General features: G+C 69.1%; 24 protein-coding genes and 1 pseudogene. 8 read left to right on the top strand and 17 right to left on the bottom strand.

Annotated features, from left to right (window positions below):
- Window positions 1-5 precede the first annotated feature (5 nt).
- The 11 genes from flgK to flgB all read right to left on the bottom strand — a co-directional run bounded on the left by flgK (window position 6) and on the right by flgB (window position 10,595).
- The gene (gene flgK, locus H0X91_RS07185) at window positions 6-1,937 is read right to left on the bottom strand and encodes a flagellar hook-associated protein FlgK (protein ID WP_006493512.1); all 1,932 of its coding nucleotides are present in this window, start codon (window positions 1,935-1,937) and stop codon (window positions 6-8) included.
- 180 nt (window positions 1,938-2,117) lie between these two features.
- Window positions 2,118-2,873, bottom strand: a complete 756-nt coding sequence (locus H0X91_RS07180) for a flagellar brake protein (protein WP_006477567.1) — start codon at window positions 2,871-2,873, stop codon at window positions 2,118-2,120.
- A gap of 219 nt (window positions 2,874-3,092) precedes the next feature.
- Entirely contained in the window at window positions 3,093-4,070 is a 978-nt protein-coding gene (flgJ, locus tag H0X91_RS07175) for a flagellar assembly peptidoglycan hydrolase FlgJ (protein ID WP_006493513.1), read from the bottom strand.
- Entirely contained in the window at window positions 4,071-5,255 is a 1,185-nt protein-coding gene (locus tag H0X91_RS07170) for a flagellar basal body P-ring protein FlgI (protein WP_034195648.1), read from the bottom strand.
- A 5-nt stretch (window positions 5,256-5,260) separates the two neighbouring features.
- Complete coding sequence (flgH, locus tag H0X91_RS07165; protein WP_006495504.1) at window positions 5,261-5,950, bottom strand: flagellar basal body L-ring protein FlgH; 690 nt, start codon at window positions 5,948-5,950, stop codon at window positions 5,261-5,263.
- A gap of 20 nt (window positions 5,951-5,970) precedes the next feature.
- Window positions 5,971-6,759 carry a flagellar basal-body rod protein FlgG gene (gene flgG, locus H0X91_RS07160; protein WP_006485706.1) on the bottom strand — a complete coding sequence of 263 codons (789 nt, stop codon included), beginning with the start codon at window positions 6,757-6,759 and terminating at the stop codon, window positions 5,971-5,973.
- 34 nt (window positions 6,760-6,793) lie between these two features.
- Window positions 6,794-7,552 (bottom strand): flagellar basal-body rod protein FlgF, encoded by a 759-nt coding sequence (flgF, locus tag H0X91_RS07155; protein ID WP_006485699.1) that lies wholly within the window; start codon window positions 7,550-7,552, stop codon window positions 6,794-6,796.
- 19 nt (window positions 7,553-7,571) lie between these two features.
- A complete protein-coding gene (gene flgE, locus H0X91_RS07150; RefSeq protein WP_006485700.1) occupies window positions 7,572-8,813 on the bottom strand; it encodes a flagellar hook protein FlgE in 1,242 nt (413 codons plus the stop codon).
- 27 nt (window positions 8,814-8,840) lie between these two features.
- Entirely contained in the window at window positions 8,841-9,587 is a 747-nt protein-coding gene (locus H0X91_RS07145) for a flagellar hook assembly protein FlgD (protein ID WP_006495505.1), read from the bottom strand.
- A gap of 55 nt (window positions 9,588-9,642) precedes the next feature.
- Window positions 9,643-10,068 carry a flagellar basal body rod protein FlgC gene (gene flgC / locus H0X91_RS07140; protein ID WP_006485701.1) on the bottom strand — a complete coding sequence of 142 codons (426 nt, stop codon included), beginning with the start codon at window positions 10,066-10,068 and terminating at the stop codon, window positions 9,643-9,645.
- A 38-nt stretch (window positions 10,069-10,106) separates the two neighbouring features.
- Complete coding sequence (gene flgB / locus H0X91_RS07135; RefSeq protein WP_006485705.1) at window positions 10,107-10,595, bottom strand: flagellar basal body rod protein FlgB; 489 nt, start codon at window positions 10,593-10,595, stop codon at window positions 10,107-10,109.
- Between the two features lie 204 nt (window positions 10,596-10,799).
- On the opposite strand from flgB, the gene flgA reads away from it, so the two are divergent.
- The 3 genes from flgA (at window position 10,800) to H0X91_RS07120 (ending at window position 12,974) form a co-directional block, all read left to right on the top strand.
- Window positions 10,800-12,011, top strand: a complete 1,212-nt coding sequence (flgA, locus tag H0X91_RS07130) for a flagellar basal body P-ring formation chaperone FlgA (RefSeq protein ID WP_196432926.1) — start codon at window positions 10,800-10,802, stop codon at window positions 12,009-12,011.
- Window positions 12,012-12,128: 117 nt separating this feature from the next.
- On the top strand, window positions 12,129-12,455 hold the full coding sequence (flgM, locus tag H0X91_RS07125) for a flagellar biosynthesis anti-sigma factor FlgM (protein ID WP_006495507.1): 327 nt from the start codon (window positions 12,129-12,131) through the stop codon (window positions 12,453-12,455).
- Window positions 12,456-12,533: 78 nt separating this feature from the next.
- Window positions 12,534-12,974, top strand: a complete 441-nt coding sequence (locus tag H0X91_RS07120; RefSeq protein ID WP_006495508.1) for a flagella synthesis protein FlgN — start codon at window positions 12,534-12,536, stop codon at window positions 12,972-12,974.
- A 49-nt stretch (window positions 12,975-13,023) separates the two neighbouring features.
- Here H0X91_RS07120 and H0X91_RS07115 read toward each other — a convergent pair whose 3' ends face one another.
- Entirely contained in the window at window positions 13,024-14,874 is a 1,851-nt protein-coding gene (locus H0X91_RS07115; protein WP_077189596.1) for a M24 family metallopeptidase, read from the bottom strand.
- Window positions 14,875-15,228: 354 nt separating this feature from the next.
- Here H0X91_RS07115 and H0X91_RS07110 point away from each other — a divergent pair, with 354 nt between their 5' ends.
- Complete coding sequence (locus H0X91_RS07110; RefSeq protein ID WP_034201250.1) at window positions 15,229-16,008, top strand: helix-turn-helix domain-containing protein; 780 nt, start codon at window positions 15,229-15,231, stop codon at window positions 16,006-16,008.
- Between the two features lie 39 nt (window positions 16,009-16,047).
- Here H0X91_RS07110 and H0X91_RS07105 read toward each other — a convergent pair whose 3' ends face one another.
- From H0X91_RS07105 to H0X91_RS07090, 4 genes and pseudogenes are all read right to left on the bottom strand, one after another.
- Window positions 16,048-17,289 (bottom strand): multifunctional CCA addition/repair protein, encoded by a 1,242-nt coding sequence (locus H0X91_RS07105; RefSeq protein ID WP_034201249.1) that lies wholly within the window; start codon window positions 17,287-17,289, stop codon window positions 16,048-16,050.
- Window positions 17,286-17,933 (bottom strand): glutathione S-transferase family protein, encoded by a 648-nt coding sequence (locus tag H0X91_RS07100; RefSeq protein ID WP_006483174.1) that lies wholly within the window; start codon window positions 17,931-17,933, stop codon window positions 17,286-17,288. Before H0X91_RS07100 ends, H0X91_RS07105 begins: the two co-directional genes overlap by 4 nt.
- Window positions 17,934-17,995: 62 nt before the next feature.
- Entirely contained in the window at window positions 17,996-18,955 is a 960-nt protein-coding gene (locus tag H0X91_RS07095) for a complex I NDUFA9 subunit family protein (RefSeq protein ID WP_006495513.1), read from the bottom strand.
- 50 nt (window positions 18,956-19,005) lie between these two features.
- Window positions 19,006-20,957: pseudogene (locus H0X91_RS07090) on the bottom strand (transglycosylase SLT domain-containing protein).
- Between the two features lie 8 nt (window positions 20,958-20,965).
- On the opposite strand from H0X91_RS07090, the gene H0X91_RS07085 reads away from it, so the two are divergent.
- Window positions 20,966-21,574, top strand: coding sequence for a 5-formyltetrahydrofolate cyclo-ligase (locus H0X91_RS07085; protein WP_062884264.1), 609 nt, complete (start codon window positions 20,966-20,968; stop codon window positions 21,572-21,574).
- Between the two features lie 74 nt (window positions 21,575-21,648).
- Here the strand turns inward: H0X91_RS07085 and H0X91_RS07080 are convergent, their stop codons facing one another.
- Complete coding sequence (locus H0X91_RS07080; RefSeq protein WP_006483173.1) at window positions 21,649-22,161, bottom strand: winged helix DNA-binding protein; 513 nt, start codon at window positions 22,159-22,161, stop codon at window positions 21,649-21,651.
- Between the two features lie 146 nt (window positions 22,162-22,307).
- On the opposite strand from H0X91_RS07080, the gene pxpB reads away from it, so the two are divergent.
- The 3 genes from pxpB to pxpA are packed head-to-tail and all read left to right on the top strand — an operon-like array spanning window position 22,308 to window position 24,849.
- On the top strand, window positions 22,308-22,964 hold the full coding sequence (gene pxpB / locus H0X91_RS07075; RefSeq protein ID WP_006483176.1) for a 5-oxoprolinase subunit PxpB: 657 nt from the start codon (window positions 22,308-22,310) through the stop codon (window positions 22,962-22,964).
- The gene (locus tag H0X91_RS07070) at window positions 22,961-24,028 is read left to right on the top strand and encodes a biotin-dependent carboxyltransferase family protein (protein ID WP_034201245.1); all 1,068 of its coding nucleotides are present in this window, start codon (window positions 22,961-22,963) and stop codon (window positions 24,026-24,028) included. Before pxpB ends, H0X91_RS07070 begins: the two co-directional genes overlap by 4 nt.
- Before the next feature lie 56 nt (window positions 24,029-24,084).
- Window positions 24,085-24,849, top strand: coding sequence for a 5-oxoprolinase subunit PxpA (gene pxpA / locus H0X91_RS07065; protein ID WP_006483671.1), 765 nt, complete (start codon window positions 24,085-24,087; stop codon window positions 24,847-24,849).
- Window positions 24,850-24,954: the final 105 nt, after the last annotated feature.

Below are 24,954 nucleotides of genomic sequence, written 5' to 3'. Positions count from 1 at the left end.
CGAAATCAGTTGAACAGGCCCAGCACGGTCTGGAACAGCGTCGACGCGGTCTGGATCACCTTCGCGTTCGCCTGGTAGAGCTGCTGGTACTGCATCAGGTTGGCCGCTTCCTCGTTCTGGTTCACGCCCGACACCGACTGCTGCGCCTGCGTGATCTGGCCGACCAGCGCGGTCTGCGCGGCGCTCGACGACTTCAGCTGGCTCGCCGTGTTGCCGATGCCGTTCACGTAGTTCGCGTACGCGCCCGTCAGCGTGGTCGAGCCGTTGCCGAACGCCTTCGAGTTGACGAGCTTCGACAGCGCGAGCGCGTTGCTGCCGTCGTTCGTGCCGCCCGTGTTCGGCGCGACCTTGAACGTGTCGCCGGCCGCCGGCGTGCCCGACACCGTCACCGTGACACCCGCCGTCAGCGTGATCGGCGAGCCCGACTGGTACGGCTGCGCGGCGCTGGTCGTCGGCGGCACGGCCGTGTTGTCGGTGACCGTGTAGGTCGGCGCGGCCGCGGTGCCGCCCATCGTGATCGTGTAGTTGTGCGCGTTGGCCGCGGCCGTCGCGCTCGTGACGGACAGCCCGCCGATCGTGCCGTTGCCGGTGTTGGTCGTCGTGGCCGACGGCACGTACGGCGCGGCTGCCGCGATCGCGGAGCCGTTCGACGTCGCGAGGCCGAAGCCGTTCAGCGCGCCGCGCGTCGGCTGCACGGTGAACTTGTCGCCGGCGCTCATCGAGCCGGACGAGAACGAGAAGTTCAGCCCGCCGATCGAGGCCGGCATCGACGTCGACGTCCCCACCACCGTGCCGGTCGCACGGTCGGTCAGCGTGTAATTCGTGCCGTCGTACGCGAGCGTGTAATCGCTGGTGGTCGGCTGCGCGGCGTTCGCGAACGACACGGACAGCGTCGCGTTGCCGGTATTGCCCTGGTTCGCGTAGGTGATCGGCGCGCCGGTCGAAAACAGGTTGCCGCCGATCTTGCCCGACAGGTCGATGCCGAGCGCGTTCTGCGCGTTGACCTGCGCGGCGAAGCTGGTCGCGATCGCGCCGAGCTGGGCCTGGGCCGGGTCGAGCGTCTGGCTGCGGAACGCGAGCAGGCCGCCGAGCGTGCCGCCCGACAGCGACGCGTCGGACAGGAACTGGTTCGGCCCCTGCGGGTTCGCGCCGGCGATGCCCTGCGACACGACGGTCAGCTCGCTCGGATCGGACGGCGACGTGACGGTCGCGAGCTGGTAGCTCTTGTCCGCGACGACGAGCGGCGTGCCGCCCGACATGAACACGCTGTAGCCGTCGCTGTTGCGCACGACCTGCACGCCCGCGAGATTCGACAGGTTCGACACCGCGAGGTCGCGCTGGTCCATCAGCTGGTTCGGCGGCTGGCCCTGGCTGCTCGCCGCGGCGATCTGCTGGTTCAGTTGCGCGATCTGCGCGGTGTACGCATTGATCTGCGTGACGGTGCTCGTGAGCTGCGTGTTCACGCTCTGGCGCAGCGCGTCGTACTGCTGGCCGGCCGCCGTGATCTGGTTCGCGAGCGTCTGCGCATTGCTCATCGCGGTCTGCCGCACCGACGAATCGGACGCGCTGTTCGCGACGTTCTGCATCCCGGTGAAGTAGCTCGTGATCGCGGTCGAGATGCCGGCCGTCGGGCTGCCGATGTAGTTGTTCAGCTGCGTGACGAGCGAGTACCACGTCGAGAGCGCGCCGCCCTGCGTCTGCGCGCCGTTCAGCTGGTCGCTCAGGTACTGGCTGTACTGCCGCTGCACGGTGACGGTGTTCACGCCCTGGGGCATGTAGCCGCTGCTGGTGTACTGCCCGCTTGCCTCCGCATAGACGGGGCGTTCGACCGAATAGCCCGGCGTCGCGGCGTTGCTGATGTTCTGGCCGGTCGTCGTGAGGCCCCAGAGCGCGGCATTCAGGCCGCTGACGCCGAGGTTCATGAGTGTGTTGGACATGCGCGATCCTGATGAGCCGGCCGCACTGCGGCCGCCGGGTTGCGTGACTCCCGGTATAACGGCCGCGGATCGAAAAAATTGAGGAAAAAATGCACGTGCGACGCACGGGCGTGCGTCGCCGGTCGAAGCGGCCGGCGGGGGCGCCGGCGTTGCCGCGCGGGCGGCCCCGCCAGGTGCGCGTCAGGCCCGCGCGAGCGAGCGGCGCTTCATTTCGAGCTGCGTGATCAGCCGCTGCAGCGTGTTCTCCGCACTGCCCGGCAGCGACATGTAGCGAAAGCCGAGCTGGTAGCGCCGCGACCCGTTCGGCATCTGGGTCGAACGCTGCGACACCAGTTGCAGGTCGAGCGACAGCTTGCCGTGGCCGGTCAGCTCGAGTTCGACGTCCGGCAGCAGCGTGCCGACCTCGAGCGCCTCGACGCGCTCGTCGGCCGTGCGCAGCCCCACGCCGCCGAGCGACAGGTTGTGCACCTCGAACAGGAAGCTTTCGCCGTCCGGCAGCTTGCCGCGGCACAGGAACGGATCGACGATCGGCGCGTCGACGCGGAAATATTCGCGGCGCTGGATGCAGACCAGCACGTCGGGGAAATCGGCGACGAACGCGGGCAGCCCCTCGTAGCGCGTCTCGCGCGGCGTGCCCGTGGTGAATTCGACGCGCACGCCCTCCGGCGAGGCCGCGAACGTGCAGTGCGACGCGCCGAGGATGCCGGCGTTCTGCTCGGACAGCGCGCCCCAGTCGAACGTGAACGTCCGCGCGCCGACGTCGACCTCGAGCAGGCGCGTGACGAGCTGGCCGCCCGGATACTGGACGGTCAGGAAATCGCCGCGATTCACCAGGTTGCGCAGCTGCACGCCGATTTCCAGCGGATTGCGGCGGGCATAGTCGGGCCCGGAGTGGCCTGCATCCAGGCTGGGGTCCGTCGACGTTTCGATATTCATGGCTAGCCGGTCTTTCTTGTCATGGGCGCCCGGGGCAACCGGTGCGCAATAAAACCGGGCCAGAACGGGGGCCCGGTCGCAGGTCTCTCACACTTAGCGGCAGTGCTGACCGAAAGTTTAGATCGAAACGGCGATTTTTTTCGCGCCAACGTTGAAACCGCGCGCGGCGGGGTGCCGGGCGCGGTCCGAAGGGGGACAAATCGGTGGCGGGCGGGCCCGTCAGCCGATCTGCTGCATGATCGAGATCAGCTTCTTCGCGTAATTCGGGTCGGTTGCGTAGCCGGCCTTCTGCATGCCGTGCGCGAAGCCTTCGACGCTGCGGCTCGCGCTCAGCACGCCCGCATAGCGCGGATTGTTCTTCAGCAGGTTCGCGTAGTCGGTCATCGCGTGCTCGTACGAGTCGTACGCGCGGAATTTCGCGACCACGCGGCGCGGCGTGCCGTTCACGTATTCGGTGGTCAGCGCCGACACGGTGCGCCCGGTCCAGCCCTTGTTCGCCTTGATGCCGAACACGTTGTAGCTGGTCGAGCCGTCCGCCGCGCGGATCTCGCGCTTGCCCCAGCCGGATTCGAGCGCGGCCTGGCCGACGATGAACCGCGCCGGGATGCCGGTCGTCGCACTGGCCGCCTGCGCGGGGCCCGCGAGCCGGTCGACGAACGCGTCCGCGTCCTGCACGCCGCTCGCGCCCTTCAGCGGCGGCGTCAGCGCGCTGCCGGCCGAGTAGCCGCGCGCGCCGGCGAGCGCGCCGTTGTTCGCCGCGTTCGCATAGGCCTTCGCCATCGCGTTCATCGCGGCGAGGCTGCCTTCGTTGCCGGCCGTGCCGAGGCCGCCGATGCCGCCCGCGCCGATGTCGGCCGCCGTGTCGCTGCCCGCGCCGACGCCCGCGTTGCGCAGCAACTGCTTCATCAGCGCGTCGGCGACGCCGATCCCGCGCGTCGACATCTGCTGCGCGAGCTGCTGGTCGAGCATCGACGTGTACATCTTCGACGTATGCGAATCGAACAGCCCGCCGTCCGGCGACGCGTCGCGCATGCTCTTGAGCATCATCTGCGTGAACATCGCGTCGAACTGGCCGGCCACCGCCTTCGCGCCGGCCTGCGGCGACTGCTTCGCCTGCGCGCGCAGCGCATCGAAACCCTGCACGTCGAGCGCGAAGCGCTGCGTCAGGTCGTTTGCGTTCGGAAGGTTCGCCGCCATTTAGATGATCTCCAGATCCGCACGCAGCGCGCCCGCCGCCTTCATCGCCTGCAGGATCGACATCAGGTCCGCGGGCGTCGCGCCGAGCGTGTTCAGCGCCTTCACGACGTCGGCGAGATTCGCGCCGGCCGTCACCATCTTCAATGCACCGTTGTCCTGCTTCAGCTGGATCTGCGACTGCTGCGCGACCACCGTCTGCCCGTTCGAGAACGGCCCTGGCTGCGACACCACCGGCTGCGTGTTGACGACGACCGACAGGTTGCCGTGCGCGACCGCGCAGCTCTGCAGCGTGACCATCTGGTTCATCACGATCGAGCCGGTGCGCGCGTTCAGGATCACCTTCGCCGCGGCCTTGTCCGGGCTCACGTCGAGGTTCTGCAGCCGCGCCATGAACGCGACCTGCTGCGCCGAATCGGCCGGCGCCGCGAGCTGGATCGTGCGGCCGTCGAGCGCCGTCGCGGTGCCCGGGCCGAAGCTCGAGTTGACCGCGGACACGATGCGTTGCGCGGTGCCGTAGTCCATGTCGTTCAGTTGCAGCTGCAGCACGCCGTTCATCTGCGCGATCGCGTTCGGCACCGCGCGCTCGACGATCGCGCCGCCGACGATCCGGCCGGCCGCGAGCTGGTTCACCTGCACGCGGCTGCCGTTCGCGCTGGCGCCCGCGCCGCCGACCGCCATGTTGCCCTGCGCGAGCGCGTACACCTGCCCGTCCGCGCCCTTCAGCGGCGTGAGCAGCAGCGTGCCGCCGCGCAGGCTCTTCGCGTTGCCGAGCGACGATACGGTCACGTCGAGCGCCTCGCCGGGCCGGGCGAACGGCGGCAGCGTAGCCGTCACCATCACGGCCGCGACGTTCTTCAGCTGCATGTTGTTCAGCGACGACGGGCCGCCGTTGGCCGAACCGTTGTTGATCGAGATGCCGAGGTTCGCGAGCATGTTCGCGAGCGTCTGCGTCGTGAACGGCGTCTGCATCGTCTGGTCGCCCGTGCCGTCGAGGCCGACGACGAGGCCATAGCCGATCAGCGGGTTGTCGCGCACGCCCTGGATCTGCGCGAGATCCTTCAGGCGTTCCGCGTGCGCGGGCGCGGCACCGAGCACGCAGGCGGCCGCCACGGCCGCGAACGCGACGGCGAGCCGCGCGGCCGCATGCGCGCGGGCCGACAGGCGGTGGAACAGGGTCGTCTGCATCGTCATCACCACGGCGCGATGTTGAGGAAGAAGCGCTGCAGCCAGCCCATCGTCTCGGCTTCGTTGATGTAGCCCTTCGACGAGTATTCGATCTTCGCGTCGGCGACCTGCGTCGAGTAGACGGAGTTCGCGCCCGAGATCGTGTTCGGGTTGACGACCCCCGAGAAACGCACGAATTCGTTGCCCTGGTTGATCAGCATCTGCTTCTCGCCGCTGACCACGAGGTTGCCGTTCGGCAGCACGTTGGTGACGGTCACCGTGATCGTGCCGTTGAACGTGTTCGCCGCGCTCGCGCCGCCGGTCGCCGCGAACTTGTTCGCACCGGTCGCCGACAGGTTCGCCTTCGCGAACAGCCCGCCGAGGAAGCCGGCGGTCGGCACGTTGAAGTCGGTGTTGCCCTGCCGGTTGGTGTTCGCGCCGGACGACTTGGTCGCGTTGATGTTCTCCGCGATCATGATCGTCAGGATGTCGCCGATGTTGCGCGGCCGCTGATCCTCGAACAGCGGCCGCCCCGCGAAGCCGGGGTTGTAGATCGAGCCGGGCGCCTGCATCGACATCGGCATCGGCGGCTGCGCCGTCATCGGCTGCTGGATGATCGGATCGCGCGGGATCTGCGCGCAACCGGCGAGCGCCGCCACCGCGACCGCGCACGCGGCGCGGACGGTGGCTGACGAGGGGAGGCGAACCTGCTTCATGGCGACGGCGGGACTTCCGGTTAGCTCTTCATCTGCGTGACGGTCTGCAGCATCTGGTCGGACGTCGTCACGGCCTTGCTGTTGATCTCGTAGGCACGCTGCGTCTGGATCATGTTGACGAGTTCCTGCACGACGTTCACGTTCGACGCCTCGACGTAGCCCTGGTTGAGCACGCCCGCGCCGTTCAGCCCCGGCTGCGACACGTTCGGCGCGCCCGACGACGTCGTTTCCGCGAACAGGTTCTCGCCCTTCGCCTCGAGGCCGGCCGGGTTGATGAAGGTCGCGATCTGCAGCGAACCGATCTGGACCGCGTTGCTCGAGCCCGGCTGCGTGACCGACACGACGCCGTCCTTGCCGATCGTCAGCGACTGCGCGTTCTGCGGCACGGTGATCGCCGGCAGCACCTGGTAGCCGCTCGACGTGACGAGCTGGCCCTGCGCGTTGGTCTGGAACGAGCCGTCGCGCGTGTACGCGTTGGTGCCGTCCGGCATCAGCACCTGGAAGAAGCCCGCGCCGTTGATCGCGACGTCCTTCGAGTTGCCGGTCTGCGTGAGGCCGCCCTGCGTGTACAGGCGCTCGGTCGCGACCTGCTGCACGCCGGTGCCGAGCTGCAGGCCCGACGGCAGCTCGGTCTGCTGCGTCGAGTTCGCGCCGGGCTGGCGGATGGTCTGGTACAGCAGATCCTCGAACACCGCGCGCGACGCCTTGAAGCCGTTCGTGCTGGTGTTCGCGAGGTTGTTCGAAATCACGTCCATCTGCGCCTGCTGCGCATTCATGCCGGTGGCGGCGATGTAGAGCGAACGATTCACTTGTCTGGTCTCCTGCTTAGGCTGGCGCGGGCGCTCAGCTGAAATTGAGCAACTGGTTCGCCGTCTGCTCGTTCTGGTCGGCCGTCTGGATCAGCTTCGACTGCAGCTGGAACGCCCGCGCGTTGTCGATCATCGCGACCATCGCAGTCACCGGGTTCACGTTGCTGCCTTCGAGAGAATTCGGCGTGACGACCACGTTCGGGTCGACGTCGGCCGGATTGCCGTCGGCGGTGCGGAACAGCCCGTCGTTGCCGCGCGTGAGCGTGGCCGGATCGGGATTGACGAGCTTCATCTGGTCGACGATCGCGACGGCCGTCGGCGGGTCGCCCGGCATCAGCGCGGACACCGTGCCGTCCTTGCCGATCGTCACTTCCGCGTTCGGCGGCACCGAGATCGGGCCGCCGTTGCCGATCACCGGCAGGTTGCTCGCGTTGACGAGCTGGCCATTCTCGTCGACATGCAGGTTGCCGGCGCGCGTGTACGCCTCGCTGCCGTCGGCCGTCTGCACCGACAGCCAGCCCGGGCCCTGCACGGCGACGTCGAGCGGATTGCCGGTGCGCGTGATCGGACCCGGCGCGTAGTCGGCGCCGGGCGTCGACGACAGCACGTAGGTGCGCGTCGTCGTCGGATCGATCTTGCTGCCGTCGCCGAAATTCATCGGCACCGCGCGATACGTCGCGAGTTGCGCGCGAAAGCCCGTCGTCGATGCGTTCGCGAGGTTGTTCGCGACCACCGCCTGCTGGTCGAGCGACTGCGACGCGCCCGTCATCGCCGTATAGATCAGTCGGTCCATGGCTGCCGGTTATCCGCGCTTACAGGTTGATGAGCGTCTGGTCGACGGTCTGCTGCGTCTTGATCGTCTGCGCGTTCGCCTGGTAGTTGCGCTGCGCGGTGATCAGGTTGACGAGCTGCGACGTGAGGTCGACGTTCGAGTTCTCGAGCGCGCTGCCCTGCAGCGTGCCGTGGTTCGTGCTGCCCGGCGCGGAGACCTGCGGCACGCCCGACGCGGCGGATTCCGCATACTGGTTGCCGCCGAGGTTCACCAGCCCGTTCGGGTTGTTGAAGTTCGCGAGCGCGATCAGGCCGAGCACGGCGGTCTGGCCGTTCGAGTAGTTGCCGGTCAGCTTGCCGTCGGCGCCGATCGAGTAGGTCGTCAGCGTGCCGCTCGCGTAGCCGTCCTGCGCGAGGTTGTTCACGCCGTCCTTGCCGCCGTACTGCGTCGTGCCGGTCAGGTCGAGCGTGAGTTTCTGCGGCGTCGCCGAGCCGTCGGTGTTCGGCACGGTGAACTGGAACTGGCCGAGCGACGCGGTCGGCGTGGCCGGCGTGCCGGTCGTCGTGCTCTGGATCGCGCCGGACGTATCGAACGTGATCGTGCCGAGATCGGTCGTCGCGCCGCCCTGCACGCCCGCGTACGCTTCCCACGTGCCGGCCGCCGACTTCACGAAGTACATGTTGACCGCCTGCGAGCCGCCGAGCGAGTCGTACACCTGGATCGACGTCGTGTAGTTGTACGTCGTGTTGTCGGTCGCGCTGAACGGCGTCTTGGTCGGCACCGTGTCCTGCGAGTTCAGGTTGAACTGGCCGGTGATCTTGGTCGTCGCGGTCGGCGCGATGTTGGTGGTCGGCGCCTGCAGCGGCACGGTCTGCGCGGTATTGATCACGCCGCCCGCGTTGGCCGCGTAGCCCATCAGGTTACGGCCCTGCGAGTCGACGATGAAGCCGTTCTTGTCGCGCTGGAACGTGCCGTCGCGCGAGTACGTCGTCACGCCGTTGTTCGACATCTGGAAGAAGCCGTTGCCGTTGATCGCGACGTCGAGCGACGAGTTCGTCGTATTGATCGTGCCCTGGCCGAACTGCTGCTGCACCGAGTTCAGCGACGTGCCGATGCCGATCTGCGTGTTGACCGACGTCGCGACCGAGTTCGCGTACATGTCGGCGAATTGCGCGGTGCTCGACTTGAAGCCGACCGTGTTCGCGTTCGCGATGTTGTTGCCGATCACGTCGAGCGCGTTCGATGCGCCGGCGAGGCCGCTCAGACCCTGTTGATAACCCATTTCGGTCTCCGTTACGAGAAAGCTCGATCAGTTGGTAGTGGTGTCGCCGGACGTGGACGACTTGGTGTTCGGGAAGATCGACGCAACCTGGGTGAGCCCCACCGTCGTGCCGTTCGACAGCACGAGCCCCGCGGTGCCGTCCGCCTGCTTGACCACGCTCTGCACCGTCGCGGCCGCGAGCGTCGTGGCCGCCTGCGGCGTGCCGGCGCTGTTGGTGTACGACGCGCTGACCGTGTACGTGCCGTCCGGCAGCGCGTTGCCGGCCGCGTCGGTCGGCGTCCAGTTGAACGGCACGGTGCCGGCCGACTGCGCGCCCGCGTTGATCGTGTTCACGACGGCGCCCGCCGAGTTCTTCACGGTGATCGTCAGGTTCGACACCGAATTCGCGAGCGACACGCCGAACGGCGACGCCGCGCCGCCCTTCACCGCGACGCCGTTGCCCGGCGCGAGCACGTTGGTGCCGATCAGCAGCGCGGCCTGCGTCTGCTGGCCGGCCGCGAGCTGCGTCGACAGCGACGTGAGCGACGTGTTCAACTGCGCGATGCCGCTCACCGTGTTGATCTGCGCGAGCTGCGACGTCATCTGCGAGCTGTCGACCGGGCTGGTCGGATCCTGGTTCTGCAACTGCGTGACGAGCAGCTTCAGGAACGTCGCCTGCAGGTCGCTCGCCGACGTGCCGTTGGTCGACGACACGTTGTTGGTGTTCATCGTGTCGGTCGGCAGCGTCGACACGTTGGTGCCGTTGCTGCCGATCGTCGTGTTGGAGGAAGTCATCCTGGGTGGCCTTCTGTCGGAACTGTCGGGTCGGTAAGGTCGGGCGGCGCGCGGCTTACGAGCCGATCGTCAGCGTCTTGAGCATCAGCGTCTTCGCGGTGTTCAGCGTCTCGACGTTGGCCTGGTACGAACGCGACGCCGAGATCATGTTCACCATCTCCTGCACCGGATCGACGTTCGGCATCTGCACGTAGCCGTTCGCGTCGGCGGCCGGGTTCGCCGGGTCGTAGGTCGATTTCATCGGCGACGGGTCGTCCATCACCTTGGTCACCCGCACGCCGCCCACGCCCTGGCCGGACGCGGTGCGCGCGCCGCCCATCGGGTCGGTCGCGAACACTACCTGCTTGGCCTTGTACGGCTTGCCGTCGGGGCCGGTCGCGCTGTCGGCGTTCGCGAGGTTCGACGCGGTGACGTTCAGGCGCTGCGATTGGGCGGACAGCGCCGAACCGGCGACGCCGAAGATGTTCATCAACGAAGGCATGGAAGCTCCTTGTGCTGGGCGAGGTTCGGAAGCGGCGCTTACGAGTTGGTCGTGATCGCGGCGATCATCGCCTTGATCTGCTGGGTCATCACGGTCATCCCGGTCTCGTAGTGCAGCGCGTTGTTCGCGAACTGCACGCGCTCGACGTCGAGATCGACCGTGTTGCCGTCGAGCGACGGCTGCAGCGGCATCCGGTATTGCGCACGGCCGTAGTCGTCCGCCGGGCCGCCGGTCGGGATCAGCTTCGCGGTGCCGGCCATGTGCCCGGGCGCCGTCGACACCATCGACATGCCGCTCGTCACGCCGGCCGGCTGCGTCATCGGCAGTTGCGCGGCGTTGCTCGGCGCCAGGCCGCCGCTCGTCTGCTTCAGCGAGCGCGCGAGCGTCGACGCGAAATCGACGTCGCGGGCCTGATAGCCGGGCGTGTCGGCGTTCGCGATGTTCGACGACAGCAGTTCCTGCCGATAGGCGCGCACGTCGAGCGCCTGTCGGCCGAACGCGAATTCCGCATCGAGTTTGTCCAGCATGTGTGCGTCTCTCCGTATGAAGCGCTGCACGCCCCTCGCGCCGGATGGCGACGCGAGAGGCTTTTTTCCATGACAGCGATGGTAGGCGCGGGACGCAACCGGCAATCGGGCGAATAACGCGGCAAAGGCCCCCTCTATTCATCGTTTGCGCGACGCCCCCGCTCCCTAGAATGCGAAGCGGATCAACGGATCGGAGGCATGGCGATGAGTGGCGGCGCACTTCGCGACAGGAACGGGCGGCTCGCGCACGTCCGGCGTGCGTTCGCGCTCGCCGCGGCGCTGTGGATCGCCGCGCCTGCCGCCCACGCCGACGACGGGATGATCGTGATTCCCGGGCGCGGCGAAACGGCAGAAACCGCGCTCGCGCATGCCAATGCGGCGAGCGGCGGGCAGTTCGACGGGAATGCGGGCGCCGCTTCGGTTCCGGGTGCGCAGCGCGCGGCCGGCGGGGCGAGCGCCTCGACCGGCGCCGGCTACGCGGCGCAACCGGCCGGCCAGATGGTCGTGACGAGCCTCCCGCCGCCGGCCGCTGCGGCGGCCCCCGTCTACGCAGCCGCCCGCCCGAACGCCGGTTACGGTGCGCCGTCGCGCACAGTCGATCCTTCCGCGATCGCGACGGTCGTCGCCAGCACGGCCGAGCCTGCATCGAATCCCGCGCGGCCGGCGCCGCAAACGGCCGCCGCCGCCCGCCTCGCGGCAGCCCGTGCGGCATCAGCGGTGGCGCCGCGCACGGCGGCCGCTTCCGGCAATCCGGCTCCGGCCGCCCCTGCCGCCCGGCCCGCGACGGCGCCCGGCCAGCAAGATCCCGAAACGATCCGGCGCGCGGCGCTCGCGTTCCTGCAGCAGCAGATCGCCGGCCTGCCCGGCAAGACCACCGCGACCGTCACGACCGCCTTTCCGCGCGGGCTCGCCGCGTGCACGACGCTCGAACCGTTTTTGCCGACCGGCGCGCGCCTGTGGGGCCGCACGACGGTCGGCGTGCGCTGCGCGGGCGAGCGGCCGTGGACCGTCTACCTGCAGGCGAAGGTCGCCGTGCAGGCCACCTATTACGTCGCCGCGCGCCAGATCGCGCCCGGCGAGCCGCTCTCCGCGGCCGACCTGGTCGCGCGCGACGGCGACCTGACGGTGCTGCCGCTGGCGGTGATCACCGATCCGGCGCAGGCGATCGGCGCAACCGCGCTTGCGCGCATCTCGGCCGGGCTGCCGCTGCGGCAGGACATGCTGAAGAGCGCGGCGTCGGTGTCGGCCGGCCAGACGGTGCGGGTCGTCGCGGCCGGCCCCGGCTTCACGATTTCGGCCGAAGGCAGCGTGCTCGCGAATGCGGCGCCCGGCCAGTCGGTGCGGGTACGGATGGCGGCCGGGCAGATCGTCACGGCGATCGTCAAGGACGCCGGCACCGTGGAAATTCCGCTGTAGGGACGGATCTGCCGCAAGAATGTAAAGAATTGTTTATTCGGAGCATTTCGGGCTCGCGATGCTAAAGTTCGGGCCGACCCGGCCGTTATCTGGGTCAAACCGTACAGGAAACCCATCGTGAAGATCGATTCCACTCCGAAACCGAGCCCCCTCGCGCCGACCGGCAACGGCGCGGCCCGTGCGCCGTCCGGCACGGCCCAGTCGTCCGCGCAGGCAGGCGACGCCGGATCGACCGGCGGCGACACGACCGTGAACCTGTCGGGTCTGTCCGGCCAGCTGCGTTCGGTATCCGCGTCGGGCGACGCCGATATCGACACGGGCCTGGTCCAGTCGATCAAGGACGCGCTGAACAACGGCACGCTGACGATCGACGCGAACAAGATCGCCGACGGCGTATTGAACACCGCCCGCGAGCTGCTCCAGCAGCAGCGCCCGGGCAGCTAACTCCCGGCCTCGTGGCCGGGTCACCCGGTTTGCCGGCGTGCGCAGCACTGCACGCGCCGGCGTGACGAGCATGACGCGATGAGAGAAGAGCTGCTGGCCACGGTCAACGACGAACACGCGACGGTCGAAGCGTTCGCGTCGCTGCTCGTCTACGAGGAAAAGGCGCTGACGACGGCCGAGCCGCTCGAGATGCTGCCCGGGATCGTCGAGAAGAAAAGCGCATTGATCGACCGGCTCGCGCAGCTCGAACGCACGCGCGACACGCAGCTTTGCGCGCTCGGCTTTCCGGCCGGCAAGAAAGGCATGGACCAGGCGGCCGAGCGCGATGCGCGCCTCGCCAGCCGCTGGCAACTGCTGCAACAGGCCGCCGAACGCGCGCGCCAGGCCAACGCGAACAACGGAATGCTGATCCGGATCCGGATGGACTATAACGAGCGCGCGCTCGCGGTGCTGCGCTCGGCGCCCGCGCCGGCCGGCGTGTACGGCCCCGACGGGCGCGTGTCGGCGCTCACGCGCTGACGTCGCGCCGCGCGGCCGCCCGGCGGCCGCGCTCCCGCCTCTCCCTTCGTTACAACAGCGGACACGCGGTGACCTGCGTGCCGCGCGCCACGCACAGCCGCTCGTAGTCGCGCAGGTACGCGCGCTCGGCGTCGTCCAGCAGGTCGAGATCGATCAGGTCCCAGTCGTAGCCGACCGTCACGATGTTCTCGAACGTCACGGTGTCCGGCTGCGCGTCGTCCGCCCGCACGATCACGATGTTCTCGATCCGCACGCCGCCCTTGCCCGGCAGGTAGATGCCCGGCTCGACCGAAATCACCGCATTCGGCACCAGCCCGTAGGTCGCGCCCGGCGCGAACCGCACGCCGCCCTCGTGCACGTGAATCCCGACGCCGTGCCCGGTGCCGTGGCCGAAATCGTAGCCATGGTCGCGGCACACCTGCCGCACCAGCGCATCGACGTCGCCGCCCGTGGCGGTGGCCGGAAAGCGCGTGACGAGCCCCTTGATGCACGCCTTCAGCGCGACCGTGTAGATCTCGCGCTGCCACGGCTGCGCGACCGTGTCCGGCCGCGTACGACGCAGCACGACGCGTGTGCAGTCCGTCGCGAAGCCCGCTTCGTAGTACGCGCCGCTGTCCAGCAGCACGAGTTCGCCTTCGGTCAGCTCGACGTCGGCGCTCGCCGCCGTGTAGTGCGCGAAGGCGCTGTTCGCGCCGTTCGCCGCGATCGACGGAAACGTCAGCGCGACCGCCGAACGGGCGCCGTACGCGTCGTTGATCGTGCGCGCGAGGTCGTACTCGGTGTGGCGCACGCCCGGCTCGCCGTTCTTCGCCCAGCGCATCGTCTCGGCGATCGCCGCGGAGCTGCGCGCGAACGCGTCGCGGAAGCGGTCGAGCACGGCCGACGTCTTGCTCGCCCGCAGCGCCTCGACCGGGTTGAAATCGGCATGCCGCGCATGCGGCCACACCCGGTTCACCGCGTCGACGAGCGCGCAGTTCACCGATTCGAAGCCGTAGCACACGTGCTCGACCGCGAACCGTGCGAGGAAGCGCTCGAGCGCCGCCACGTCGCGCCGGATCACCTGCAGCGCCGGATACGAATCGAGCGCGACCTCGCAGCGGTCGCAGCCTTCCGGCAAGAACAGCACCACCTGCTCGCCGATCGCGAACAGGAAGCCGAGGTGCGACGACACGTTCGGGATGTGATAGCCGCGGCTGTTCAGCAGATACGCGAGATCGTCCGACGCGCAGGTGAAGAACGCGGTCTTGCCGTCGGCCGCGCCGGTATGCGCGGCGAGCCGCCGGTTCAGCGCGTCGAGGTTCTGCGCGACGCTCAGGCCCGTCATCGCTGCCGGGAGCTCGAAGATCGGCCGTTCGACGTTCCAGCCCGGCAGCGCGATCGCGCGGTCGATCTCGCGATCGGCGAGGCTCGTCCAGTCAAGCGACGCGGCCTGCGTCTGCTCGAACAGCCGGTTGCGCTGCCCGACGCTGATCCGCCGCGCGTCGTAGCCGACCCGCGCGAGCCGGCTCGCGTGCGCGAGCAACCAGTCGGCCATCGCCTGCCAGATCGTCACGTTCATGCCGAGCTTCTCGACGCGCACGCGCGCCGGATCGCACTGCTGGTCGGCCTGGAAGTGATAACGGCCATCGACGAACAGCACGAACGGCGGCAGATCGAGCGCCTGCGCGGTCGCCGCGCTCAGGAAGATCCCGCAGCCGGCCGAGCCGTCGAAGCCGGACACCGCGTAGCGCGGGTTGTTGCTGCGCGGCAGGTATTCGGTCACGTATTCGTCCTGCGACGTGATCACCACCGCGTCGAGTCGCGCGGCATCGAGCAGGCGCGACAGGCCGGCCTGCGTGTCGGCGACGGACGCGTCGTACGGGGGAAGGCCGGAGAAGCTGTATTTCAGTCGATCGATCATCGGATGCCCGTTATTCGTTGTTGTCGGCGGCCGGCGGCGTGGCGCGGCATCGCGCACCGGGCACGGCACGTCGTTGCGGCGCAGGTCACGCGCGGCACGACGCGCGGCCGGCAGGCCTTCGGTAAAATTTTTGTCTCACTTAACTTTGTTTGATGCGCGACAGAATCTAGAGCACGTCGAAATCGAGGTCAAGCCAAGATTTTCGTAGGACTAAAATCGGCGTGCCGCATGCGGATCCCCGCACAACGCCGATTCGCCCCCGCGACGCTGCGCGGTACAATGCGCCGGCCTCGCCGCCCCGGGCAGCCGCACGGCCCCTGCCTGCACCCCGACTCGTTGCCACGAAAGAGATTCATGGATTCAGACCTCATGCGTATCGGCCAGCGCATTCGCCGCCTGCGCCGGGAAGCGAAGAAGACGCTGCTGGAAGTGGCGACCGAAGCGAACCTGTCGGTCGGGTTCCTGTCGCAGGTCGAGCGCCATCTGACGGGCATCTCGCTGTCGTCGCTCGTCAACGTCGCGAAGGCGCTGGGCGTGCCGCTCGGCACGCTGATCGAGCAGCCGCGCCAGGCGCAGCCCGATTCGCACGAGGGCAGCCGCAAGCCGTACGCGCTCGACGCCGCGTCGCAGTGGTACGAGCGGCTGTCCACCACGTTCGACGGCAGCCAGATCAATGCGCTGAAGGTGCAGATGATGGAGGGCTACCGGTCGGAATGGGTCGCGCACGGCGGCGACGAATTCGTGTACGTGCTGGCGGGCCGCATCTGCTACACGGTCGGCAAGAAGAATTACCCGCTGACGCCCGGCGACTCGCTGCACTTCGACGCGCGCAAGCGGCATCGCGTGGCCAATGTCGGCGACGGGCCGGCCGAGCTGATCACCGTCAGCACGCTGCCGCTGTTCGACGACAGTGGTGCGGAATTCGTGTCCGCGACGACGGAAATCAGGCAGTCGAAGCCCGGCGAGCCGCGCGTGAGCCGGCGCGCACCGGCGTCCAAACGGGATGACCGCGACGCCGCCGCGGCACGGCCGCCCAGGGCCGGCTCAGCCGAAAAGAAGGGAGCGGCGAAGCCGCGCGCCGCCGCCGGCAAACGCCCGGCGGCCGCGACTCCGGCACGTAAGAAGAAACCGTAACGGCTGGCCGCGCGCTGTTCCGCGCCTGCTACCTGCCGGCTACTCGCCGATCGCGAGCGCCTGCGCGACGGCCTGGATCCGCGCGCGATGCACGGCTTCCTTGATCTTCTCCGTGTCGCTGCCGATGCCGCGTGCGATCGCGCCGGCATCGACGCTGCGCGCGGCCGCGAGCGCGACGCGCAACCGCTCGGCCTGCGGATACGGCTGCGCATCGAGTCCGAGCCGGCCGCGCGCATCCGATTCGCAGGCCTGCAGCAGCTCGGCGAAGCGCGCCGGCTTGCGCAGCGCGTCGCTGCGCTCGAACAGCCGCACCAGCGCGGCCGCGCCCATTTCCATCACGCGATGCAGGTTGCCGTGCTCGCGCGCGACCACCAGCGCGAGATCGCGGCATTCGTTCGGCACCCGCAGCCGCTCGCACAGCGGCTTGAGCAGCTCGACGCTGCGGCTTTCGTGGCCGACGTGGCGCGGCAGCACGTCCGCGGGCGTCGTGCCCTTGCCGAGATCGTGCGTGAGCGCCGCGAAGCGCACCGCCAGCGAATAGCCCTGCTTCGCCGCGTAGTCGACCACCATCATCACGTGCACGCCGGTATCGACTTCCGGGTGGTAATCGGCGCGCTGCGGCACGCCCCACAGCGCATCGACCTCGGGCAGGATGCGCGCGAGCGCGCCGCACTCGCGCAGCACCGCGAACATCCGCGACGGCTTCGCCTCCATCAGCCCGCGCGCGATTTCCTGCCACACGCGTTCGGGGACGAGCGCGTCGACCTCGCCCGCGTCGACCATCCGCCGCATCAGCGCGAGCGTTTCGTCCGCGACCGTGAAATCCGCGAACCGCGCGGCAAAGCGCGCGATCCGCAGGATCCGCACCGGATCCTCGACGAACGCGTCGCTCACGTGCCGGAACACACGCGCGCGCAGGTCGGCCTGCCCGTCGAACGGATCGATCACCGGGCCGACCAGCGTGCCTTCCGGGCTCACCTCGCGCGCCATCGCGTTGATCGTCAGATCGCGCCGCGCGAGATCCTCGTCGAGCGTGACGTCCGGCGCGTAGTGGAACTGGAAGCCGTGATAGCCGGCTGCGGTCTTGCGCTCGGTGCGCGCCAGCGCGTACTCCTCCTGCGTCTGCGGATGCAGGAACACCGGGAAATCCTTGCCGACCGGCCGGAAGCCCTGCGCGGTCATCTGCTCGGGCGTCGCGCCGACCACCACGTAGTCGCGGTCCTGCACCGGCACGCCGAGCAATTCGTCGCGGATCGCGCCGCCTACTGCGTAGATGTTCATGGCTGGGGTTCGTATTCGGCGATCACGTTGGTTTCACGGCGTGCAGCGTCGATCCACTGCTGCACGGCCGGCAGCGCGGTCACGCGCGCCGCATAGCCGGCCGCCTCCGGCGACAAGGCCGGCGCATACGTGTTGAAGCGCATCACGACGGGCGCATACATCGCGTCGGCGATCCCGAATTCGCCGAACAGGAACGGCCCGCCCGACGCCTCGATGCATTCGCTCCACAGCGCGTCGATGCGCGCGACGTCGGCAAGCGCCTCGGGTGTCGCGCCGCGCCCCGGCATCGACGCGCGGATGCTCATGCCCATCTGCGTGCGCAGCGCCATGAAGCCCGAATGCATCTCGGCGGACACGCAGCGCGCATGCGCGCGCGCGAGCGGGTCGGCCGGCCACATCGGGAATTGCGGATAGCGCTCGGCGAGCGTCTCGGCGATCGCGAGCGAATCCCAGATCGCGAAGCCGTGATCGTCGACGAGGCACGGCACCTTGCCGGTCGGCGAATATTCGCGGATGCGCGCGGCCGTGTCGTCGCGGCGCAGCTCGACCACGATCTCGTCGAACGGGATGCCGAAATGCGCGAGCAGCAGCCACGGCCGCATCGACCACGACGAGTAGTTCTTGTCTCCAATGACGAGCTTCATGACGGGGTTCCGGAAAATGCGAAAAAGGAAAAGAAGCGCCGGCCGGCGGCGCCCCGCGGGTATTAGCGACGCGAGCGGAACCAGTCGAACCGCGAGCGCCTGGCCGCGTCGCCGAGATACGCGGGCGCAATGCTTTCGAGACTCGCGGGCGAGAGCCCGAGTTCCGGCGCGAGCGGCCCCGACAGCACGTTCGGCACCGACATCGTCGCGAGATTGTCGCGCGTGAGCACCGGTTCGCCCGGCAGGCATTCGAACACGCTCGCCTGCAGCCGCGCAAGCGCGTCGGGCAGCCGCACGATGCGTGCCTGCCGGCCGACCAGCGTGCCGCAATAGCGCACCAGTTGCTCGAGCGTGTAGACGGTCGGGCCGCCGAGTTCGTAGGTCTTGCCGTGCGCGCCCGCGAGATCGAGCGTGTTGACGAACGCGCGCACCACGTCGCCGACGAATACCGGCTGGAAGCGCGCGTCGGGCATCGCGAGCGGCAGCACGGGCACCGTGCGCTGCAGGTTCGCGAACGTGTTGAGGAATGCGTCGCCGGGGCCGAACACGACCGACGGACGGAAGATCGTCAGCGCGAGCGAATCGGTGGCCGCGACCGCATGCAGCGCGGCTTCGCCGTCGCCCTTCGAGCGCTGGTACATGCTCGCGCCGTGCGGATCGGCGCCGAGCGCACTCATGTGCAGCAGGCGCCGCACGCCGACCTCGGTGCAGGCCGTCGCGAGCGCGGCCGGCAGCGCGACGTGCGCGCGCGCGAAACCCGGCCCGTACGGCGTGCCGCGGCCGCCGTGCAGCACGCCGATCAGGTTGATCGCCGCGTGCGCGCCGGCGACGAAGCGCGCGAGCGTGCGCGTATCGAGCGCGTCGAGTTCGACGATGTCGACCGGCAGCATCTGCAGGTGGCGCGCGTGCTCGCGCCGCCGCGTACCGATCCGCACCTGCTTGCCGGCATCGATCAGCGCATTGACGAGCCGGCTGCCGATGAAGCCGGTGCCGCCCAGCAGCGCAACGGTCTGGCGATCCATGTTCGGGTCCTAAAAAGAACACTGCCGCGTCTCGCGCGGCAGTTCGTGTATCAGGGCGAGATCATGCCTAGACGTTTCTTCAACGACTGCGGTTTGCCCTCGAAGAGCGCCGCGTAGTAGACGGTGTTCGACAGCACGTTCTTCACGTAGTCGCGCGTCTCGTTGAACGGAATCGTCTCCGCGAAGATCGCGCCTTCGACCGGCTGCGTCAACACCTGACGCCACTGGCGCGGCCGGCCCGGGCCCGCGTTGTAGCCGGCGGTGGCGAGCACCGGCGAGCTGTCGAAGTTGTTGTAGATGTCCGCCAGATACCAGGTGCCGAGCTGGATGTTGGTATCGATGTCGTGCATCTGCGCCCGCGAGATCGTGCCCATGCCGAGCTTCTTCGCGACCATCTGGGCCGTCGCCGGCATCAGCTGCATCAGGCCGCCCGCGCCGACCGACGAACGCGCGCTGATGATGAAGCGCGATTCCTGGCGGATCAGCCCGTACGCCCACTCGACGTCGAGGCCCGTCGACTGCGCATAGCGCTCGACGGTCGTGCGGTACGGCGACGGATAGCGCAGCGTGAAGTCGTGCTCGGCCTTCGTGCGGTCGGCGGTGTTGACCGTGCGGTCGAGCAGCTCGACGCGCTTGCCGTATTCGGCGGCCGCGAGCAGCTGGCGATCGGTCATCCCGCGCAGCGGCCAGTTCCATTCGCGATTGCCTTCGAGGCGCAGGTTCAGCGCATAGAAGCGCTGCGCGAGCGCGAAGCCCGGGATCTTGCCCATCGCGTCGATCTCGGCATCGCTCACTTTCGTGCGCGGCGGGATCGTCGTGCGCTGGCCGAGCTCTTCGCCGGCCAACTGCCCGTAGAAGTTGAACTGGCCGGCGACCTGCTCGAATTCCTGGTTCGCCTGCAGCGTGTCGCCGCTCTGCTTGAGCGCGCGCGCATGCCAGTAGATCCACGCCGGATCGTTGCGCAGCGACGGCGGCATCTGCTCGATCGACCAGCGCACCATCGGCCAGTTGCCGGCGAGCAGCGCGGCGCGCGTGCGCCATTCGTAGCCCGGGTTCGACAGCGGCGCGTTCGCCGATTTCGCATACCAGACCGATGCCATCGGCGAGCGCTTGATCGCGCCCTGGTAGCCGATCGCGCCCCACGCGATCGCCTGTTCCTGCTTGGTGAGCGAAGGCGCGACCGTCGTCAGCATCCCGGCGGCGGCGTCCGGATCGTTGCGCGCCATGCGGCCGAGCGCGATCAGCGCGAGCTGATGCGACGCGGCGTCGGGCCCGACGCCGCGCGCGAGATACAGCGGCGGCGCGCTCGTCGCCTGGTCGAAGCCGACCGGGCGCGGACCGAGCGCGTCGACGATCTTGCCGCCGAGCGTCGTGTAGTTCTGCTCGTACGCGAGGCGCGCCTGCTGCCACACGTCGTCGCTCGTGAACTGCTGGTTGACGGTGAGCGCGGTGATCAGGTCCACGCATGCATCGCCGTAGTTCTTCGGCTCGACGAGCAGCGCGCGCGCCGCGTCGGCGACGTTCTCGTTGCGCGCCGCGCGCGATTCGAGCGCATAGCACTTGACCTGCGTGTCGTCGTCGAGCACGAAGCGCTTGTACTGGTCGTCGAAATTGCGCCAGTCGTGCCGCGCGCCGAGCACGAGCAGGTAGTCGTTGCGCAGGCGATCCGCGATCGCCTGGCCATCGTAGCGCTGCAGGAACGACGCACGGGCGCGTCCGGCGCATCGACGCGCGCACGGCCCGTCGAATCGAACAGCTGCGGCTTGATCTGGAAATACTCGACGTAGGACGGCACCGGATAGTTCGGGATCATCGACGCGAGCTGCGCGGCCTTCGCGGCGTCGTTGCGGCGTGCGGCTTCGCGAAGCTGCACGAAGATCTGGTCATCCCCGGCGAGCGTGTCGTCGTTCGGTGCGGCACATGCGGCCGTGCCCGCGACGAGCGCGGCGGCGGAAAGCGCCAGCGCGACCGCGCGATATACTCGGAAAAGGCTGTTCGACATCGTTTTGAATGGAGCACGAAGTGAGCGAAAGCATAGCACGCAACCCTGTGCCGAACCCGAAGGTTGCGCTGCGCAAAACGCTGTCCGGCGCCCGTCGCGACGCCGCGTCGCAACCTGCCGCGAACGCCGCGCTCGACGCGCGGCTGCGCATGCTGCTCGACCGTCTCGCGCCGCGCACGGTCGGATTCTACTGGCCGCTGCCGGGCGAATTCGATGCGCGCGATGCGGTGCTCGCATGGTGCGCGGCAGGGGCCGGCCACTGCGCCGCGCTGCCGGTGATCGGCGAGCGTCACACGCCGCTCGCGTTCCACGCATGGGACGCGCACACGCCGATGCGCGAAGGTCATCACCGGATTCCCGAACCGGCGTCGGGAATCGTCGTCGTGCCCGATCTTTTGCTGATTCCCTGTGTGGGATTCGATCCGCAGCGCTACCGGCTCGGCTACGGCGGCGGCTACTACGACCGCACGCTCGCCGCGTGGCCGGGCGACACGCTGCCCGTGACGGTCGGCATCGCGTACGAAGCGTGCCGCGTCGATGCGCTGCCGGCCGAGGCGCACGATCTCGCGCTGCGCTGGATCGTCACCGACGGCGCGCTTTACCCGGCCGCCGGATAATGCCGCGCGCGGCGCCGCGCTCGTCGCCGCCTGCCCGTGAGCGCGTCGCCGCGCCCGACCGTTGCCGCAATCGTTTACAGCGATGCCGCCGCGCGCGCGGCCGTGTCGTACAGGCCCGAGGCGTGGCGCAGCAACTGCGCCGCGTCGCCGATCTGCTCGTTGGTGAGGCCGCTGTCCTTCAGCGTCTCGATCAGGCAATGCTCGCGGACCTCGCGGTACTTCAGGCACAGGTCGCGGCCCGCGTCGGTCGCGAAGAAGAACACTTCCTTGCCGTTCTTCTCGCTCTTCACATAGCCGCGGGCGATCAGTTTTTTCAGCGCATAGGTCGCGACGTGCGTATCCTCGATATTGAGCACGAAGCAGATGTCGGCGAGCTTCTTCTTGCGTTCGCGATGGCTGACGTGATGCAGCAGCGAAACCTCGACCGCCGTCATGTCCTTCGCGCCGGCCGCCGACATGCAGCGCACCATCCAGCGGTTGAACGCATTGCCGGCCATGATGAGCCCGTATTCGAGCTCCGACAGCTCCGCGCTCGAATCGGAAACGAGGTGTTCGGATGACACGATCTTGGTCGCAGGACGCTTCATGGACAGGCGCAAGCCGGATGACAGGATGTGCCCGAGTGTACGCCAGAAGCCCCGGCCGGCGAGCTAGGCGAAAACGCTTATTGAGAAGTTGTCGATATTTTATTGACAATGTGCGCTAACATTGCCGTCCGAACCGTGCCAGTCCGATGACGCCACCCCGCATTTATCCGCTCGGCGATGCCGCCCTCGTCTGCGAGGTGCCGCCGCCCGCCACGCTCGATTGCCAGCGCCGCGTCTGGGCCGTGGCCGAGGCCGCGCGCGCGTGGCCCGACGTGATCGACGTCGTTCCCGGCATGAACAACCTGACCATCGTGTTCGACGCGCTCGCCGCGACGGCCGAGTCGCTCACGCCCGCGCTGCGCGACGCGTGGGAGACGGCCGACGTCGAGCACGCGGACGGCCGCGAGGTCGAGATCCCGGTCGAGTACGGCGGTGCCGCCGGTCCCGACCTGGCTGCCGTCGCCGCCCACACGGGCCTGTCGGCCGACGAGGTCGTCGCGCGCCACGCGGCCGGCGCCTACGTCGTGTTCTTCGTCGGGTTCCAGCCCGGTTTCGCGTATCTCGGCGGCCTCGACGCGTCGCTGCACACGCCGCGCCGCGCGGCGCCGCGTCTCGAGGTGCCGGCCGGCTCGGTCGGCATCGGCGGCGCGCAGACGGGCATCTACCCGGCCACGTCGCCCGGCGGCTGGCAACTGATCGGCCGCACGTCGCAGGTGCTGTTCGATCCGGCGCGGCCCCAGCCGACGCTGCTGCTGCCCGGCGACCGCGTGCGCTTCACCATTGCCGGAGTCGACGCACGATGACCCAGAACCACGCACCGGGCACCATCGAGGTCGTGCGGGCCGGCCCGCTGTCGACCGTGCAGGATCTCGGCCGCCGCGGCACGCGCCATCTCGGCGTCGCGCAGGGCGGCGCGCTCGACGGCCTCGCGCTCGAAGTCGGCAACCGACTCGTCGGCAACCGCCCCGACGCGGCGGCCGTCGAAATCACGATCGGCCCCGCCACGTTCCGCTTCACGCGCGCCACGCGCATCGCGATCACCGGCACCGAGTTCGGTGCAACGCTCGACGGCAAGCCCGTTCATTCGTGGTGGAGCCTGCCGGTCGCCGCCGGGCAGACGCTCGTGCTGCCGGCCGCGAAACGCGGCATGCGCGGCTACCTGTGCATCGCGGGCGGCATCGACGTGCTGCCGATGCTCGGCTCGCGCAGCACCGATCTCGCGTCGCGCTTCGGCGGCCTCGGCGGCCGCACGCTGCGCGACGGCGACCGGCTCCCGGTCGGCGTGCCGCCGGCCGGCGCCGGCTGCCTCGCGGCCGATGCGCCCGAATTCGGCGTGAAGGCGCCGGCATGGTGCGCGTTCGTGCGCGTCGACGAGCCGCCGCGCCGTCACCGCCCCGCGCATGCACCATGGGCGATGCCCGTGCGCGTGCTGCCGGGCCCCGACTACGCGTCGTTCGCGGCCGATTCGCAGCAGGCGTTCTGGGACGAGGAATGGCTCGTCACCGCGAACAGCAACCGGATGGGCTATCGGCTCGCCGGCGCCGAGCTCGTGCGCGCGCGCCCGGTCGAGCTGCTGTCGCACGCGGTGCTGCCCGGCACGATCCAGGTGCCGCCGAACGGCCAGCCGATCGTGCTGATGCACGACGCGCAGACCACCGGCGGCTATCCGAAGATCGGCACGGTGATCCGCGCCGACCTGTGGAAGCTCGCGCAGGCGCGGCTCAACCTGCCGATCCGCTTCGTGCGCACGACGCCCGACGCCGCGCGCGCCGCCCTCATCGCGGAACGGGCGTACCTGCGGCAGATCGACGTCGCGATCGAGATGCGCGAGGAAGCGCGCCGCCGCGCCCAATCGCGCGCGGCGTGACAATGGCGGAAGCAGCAACGAAAGACGCGCCACGCAACCAGTGGACGAGGAACATCATGGAAATCGATCTGAATGCCGATCTCGGCGAAGGATGCGGATCGGACGAGGCGCTGCTCGACCTCGTCACGTCGGCGAACATCGCATGCGGCTGGCATGCAGGCGGCGCGAACGCGATGCGCGACTGCGTGCGCTGGGCCGTGCAGAAAGGCGTGTCGATCGGCGCACACCCGAGCTTTCACGATCCGGAGAATTTCGGTCGCAAGGAAATGCAGCTGCCGGCCGGCGACATCTATGCGGGCGTGCTGTACCAGCTCGGCGCGCTGTCGGCGATCGCGCAGGCCGAGGGCGGCCGCATCGCGCACGTGAAACCGCACGGCGCGCTGTACAACCAGGCCGCGCGCGATCCGCTGATCGCCGACGCGGTGGTGTCGGCGATCCACGACTTCGATCCGTCGCTCGCGGTGTTCGGGCTCGCGAACAGCGTGTTCATCGCCGCCGCGCGGCAGGCGGGGCTCGCGGCGGTGGAGGAGGTGTTCGCCGATCGCGGCTACCGCGCGGACGGCTCGCTGGTGCCGCGCAGCCTGCCCGGCGCGCTGATCGACGATGAAGACGCGGTGCTCGCGCGCACGCTCGACATGGTGCGCAACCGGCAGGTGCGCGCGCTGAGCGGCGAATGGGTGCCGCTCAATGCGCAGACCGTCTGCCTGCATGGCGACGGGCCGCATGCGCTGGCGTTCGCGAAGCGGATCCGCGCGGCGCTCGAAGCCGCCGGCGTCGACGTCGTCGCGCCCGGCGCGCTGCAGGCCGACGAAGGCGCGTAACGCCGCAGCGGGCGCCTTGCCCGCGCCCCGCACGTTTTCGTCGCACCAAAGAAAAAAGCGCCCTCGTGGCGCTTTTCCGTTGGTGCAATCGGTGCGGCTTCGCCG

Source organism: Burkholderia sp. 9777_1386 (genome assembly GCF_015712265.1).
Classification (GTDB): Bacteria; Pseudomonadota; Gammaproteobacteria; order Burkholderiales; family Burkholderiaceae; genus Burkholderia; species Burkholderia cenocepacia.
This window is presented reverse-complemented; position numbering and strand designations above follow the sequence as displayed.

Bases quoted from the DNA above. Each gene is read 5' to 3' on its own strand.
- flgF (WP_006485699.1), bottom strand. From the start codon at position 7,552: ATGGACCGACTGATCTATACGGCGATGACGGGCGCGTCGCAGTCGCTC.
- H0X91_RS07105 (WP_034201249.1), bottom strand. From the start codon at position 17,289: ATGAACATCTACGCAGTAGGCGGCGCGATCCGCGACGAATTGCTCGGC.
- H0X91_RS07070 (WP_034201245.1), top strand. From the start codon at position 22,961: ATGACCCAGAACCACGCACCGGGCACCATCGAGGTCGTGCGGGCCGGC.
- H0X91_RS07145 (WP_006495505.1), bottom strand. From the start codon at position 9,587: ATGACTTCCTCCAACACGACGATCGGCAGCAACGGCACCAACGTGTCG.
- H0X91_RS07180 (WP_006477567.1), bottom strand. From the start codon at position 2,873: ATGAATATCGAAACGTCGACGGACCCCAGCCTGGATGCAGGCCACTCC.
- flgC (WP_006485701.1), bottom strand. From the start codon at position 10,068: ATGCCTTCGTTGATGAACATCTTCGGCGTCGCCGGTTCGGCGCTGTCC.
- flgH (WP_006495504.1), bottom strand. From the start codon at position 5,950: ATGAAGCAGGTTCGCCTCCCCTCGTCAGCCACCGTCCGCGCCGCGTGC.
- flgB (WP_006485705.1), bottom strand. From the start codon at position 10,595: ATGCTGGACAAACTCGATGCGGAATTCGCGTTCGGCCGACAGGCGCTC.
- flgK (WP_006493512.1), bottom strand. From the start codon at position 1,937: ATGTCCAACACACTCATGAACCTCGGCGTCAGCGGCCTGAATGCCGCG.
- flgE (WP_006485700.1), bottom strand. From the start codon at position 8,813: ATGGGTTATCAACAGGGTCTGAGCGGCCTCGCCGGCGCATCGAACGCG.
- pxpA (WP_006483671.1), top strand. From the start codon at position 24,085: ATGGAAATCGATCTGAATGCCGATCTCGGCGAAGGATGCGGATCGGAC.
- H0X91_RS07095 (WP_006495513.1), bottom strand. From the start codon at position 18,955: ATGGATCGCCAGACCGTTGCGCTGCTGGGCGGCACCGGCTTCATCGGC.
- H0X91_RS07115 (WP_077189596.1), bottom strand. From the start codon at position 14,874: ATGATCGATCGACTGAAATACAGCTTCTCCGGCCTTCCCCCGTACGAC.
- H0X91_RS07120 (WP_006495508.1), top strand. From the start codon at position 12,534: ATGAGAGAAGAGCTGCTGGCCACGGTCAACGACGAACACGCGACGGTC.
- pxpB (WP_006483176.1), top strand. From the start codon at position 22,308: ATGACGCCACCCCGCATTTATCCGCTCGGCGATGCCGCCCTCGTCTGC.
- H0X91_RS07085 (WP_062884264.1), top strand. From the start codon at position 20,966: ATGGAGCACGAAGTGAGCGAAAGCATAGCACGCAACCCTGTGCCGAAC.
- H0X91_RS07110 (WP_034201250.1), top strand. From the start codon at position 15,229: ATGGATTCAGACCTCATGCGTATCGGCCAGCGCATTCGCCGCCTGCGC.
- flgJ (WP_006493513.1), bottom strand. From the start codon at position 4,070: ATGGCGGCGAACCTTCCGAACGCAAACGACCTGACGCAGCGCTTCGCG.
- H0X91_RS07170 (WP_034195648.1), bottom strand. From the start codon at position 5,255: ATGCAGACGACCCTGTTCCACCGCCTGTCGGCCCGCGCGCATGCGGCC.
- H0X91_RS07080 (WP_006483173.1), bottom strand. From the start codon at position 22,161: ATGAAGCGTCCTGCGACCAAGATCGTGTCATCCGAACACCTCGTTTCC.
- H0X91_RS07100 (WP_006483174.1), bottom strand. From the start codon at position 17,933: ATGAAGCTCGTCATTGGAGACAAGAACTACTCGTCGTGGTCGATGCGG.
- flgA (WP_196432926.1), top strand. From the start codon at position 10,800: ATGAGTGGCGGCGCACTTCGCGACAGGAACGGGCGGCTCGCGCACGTC.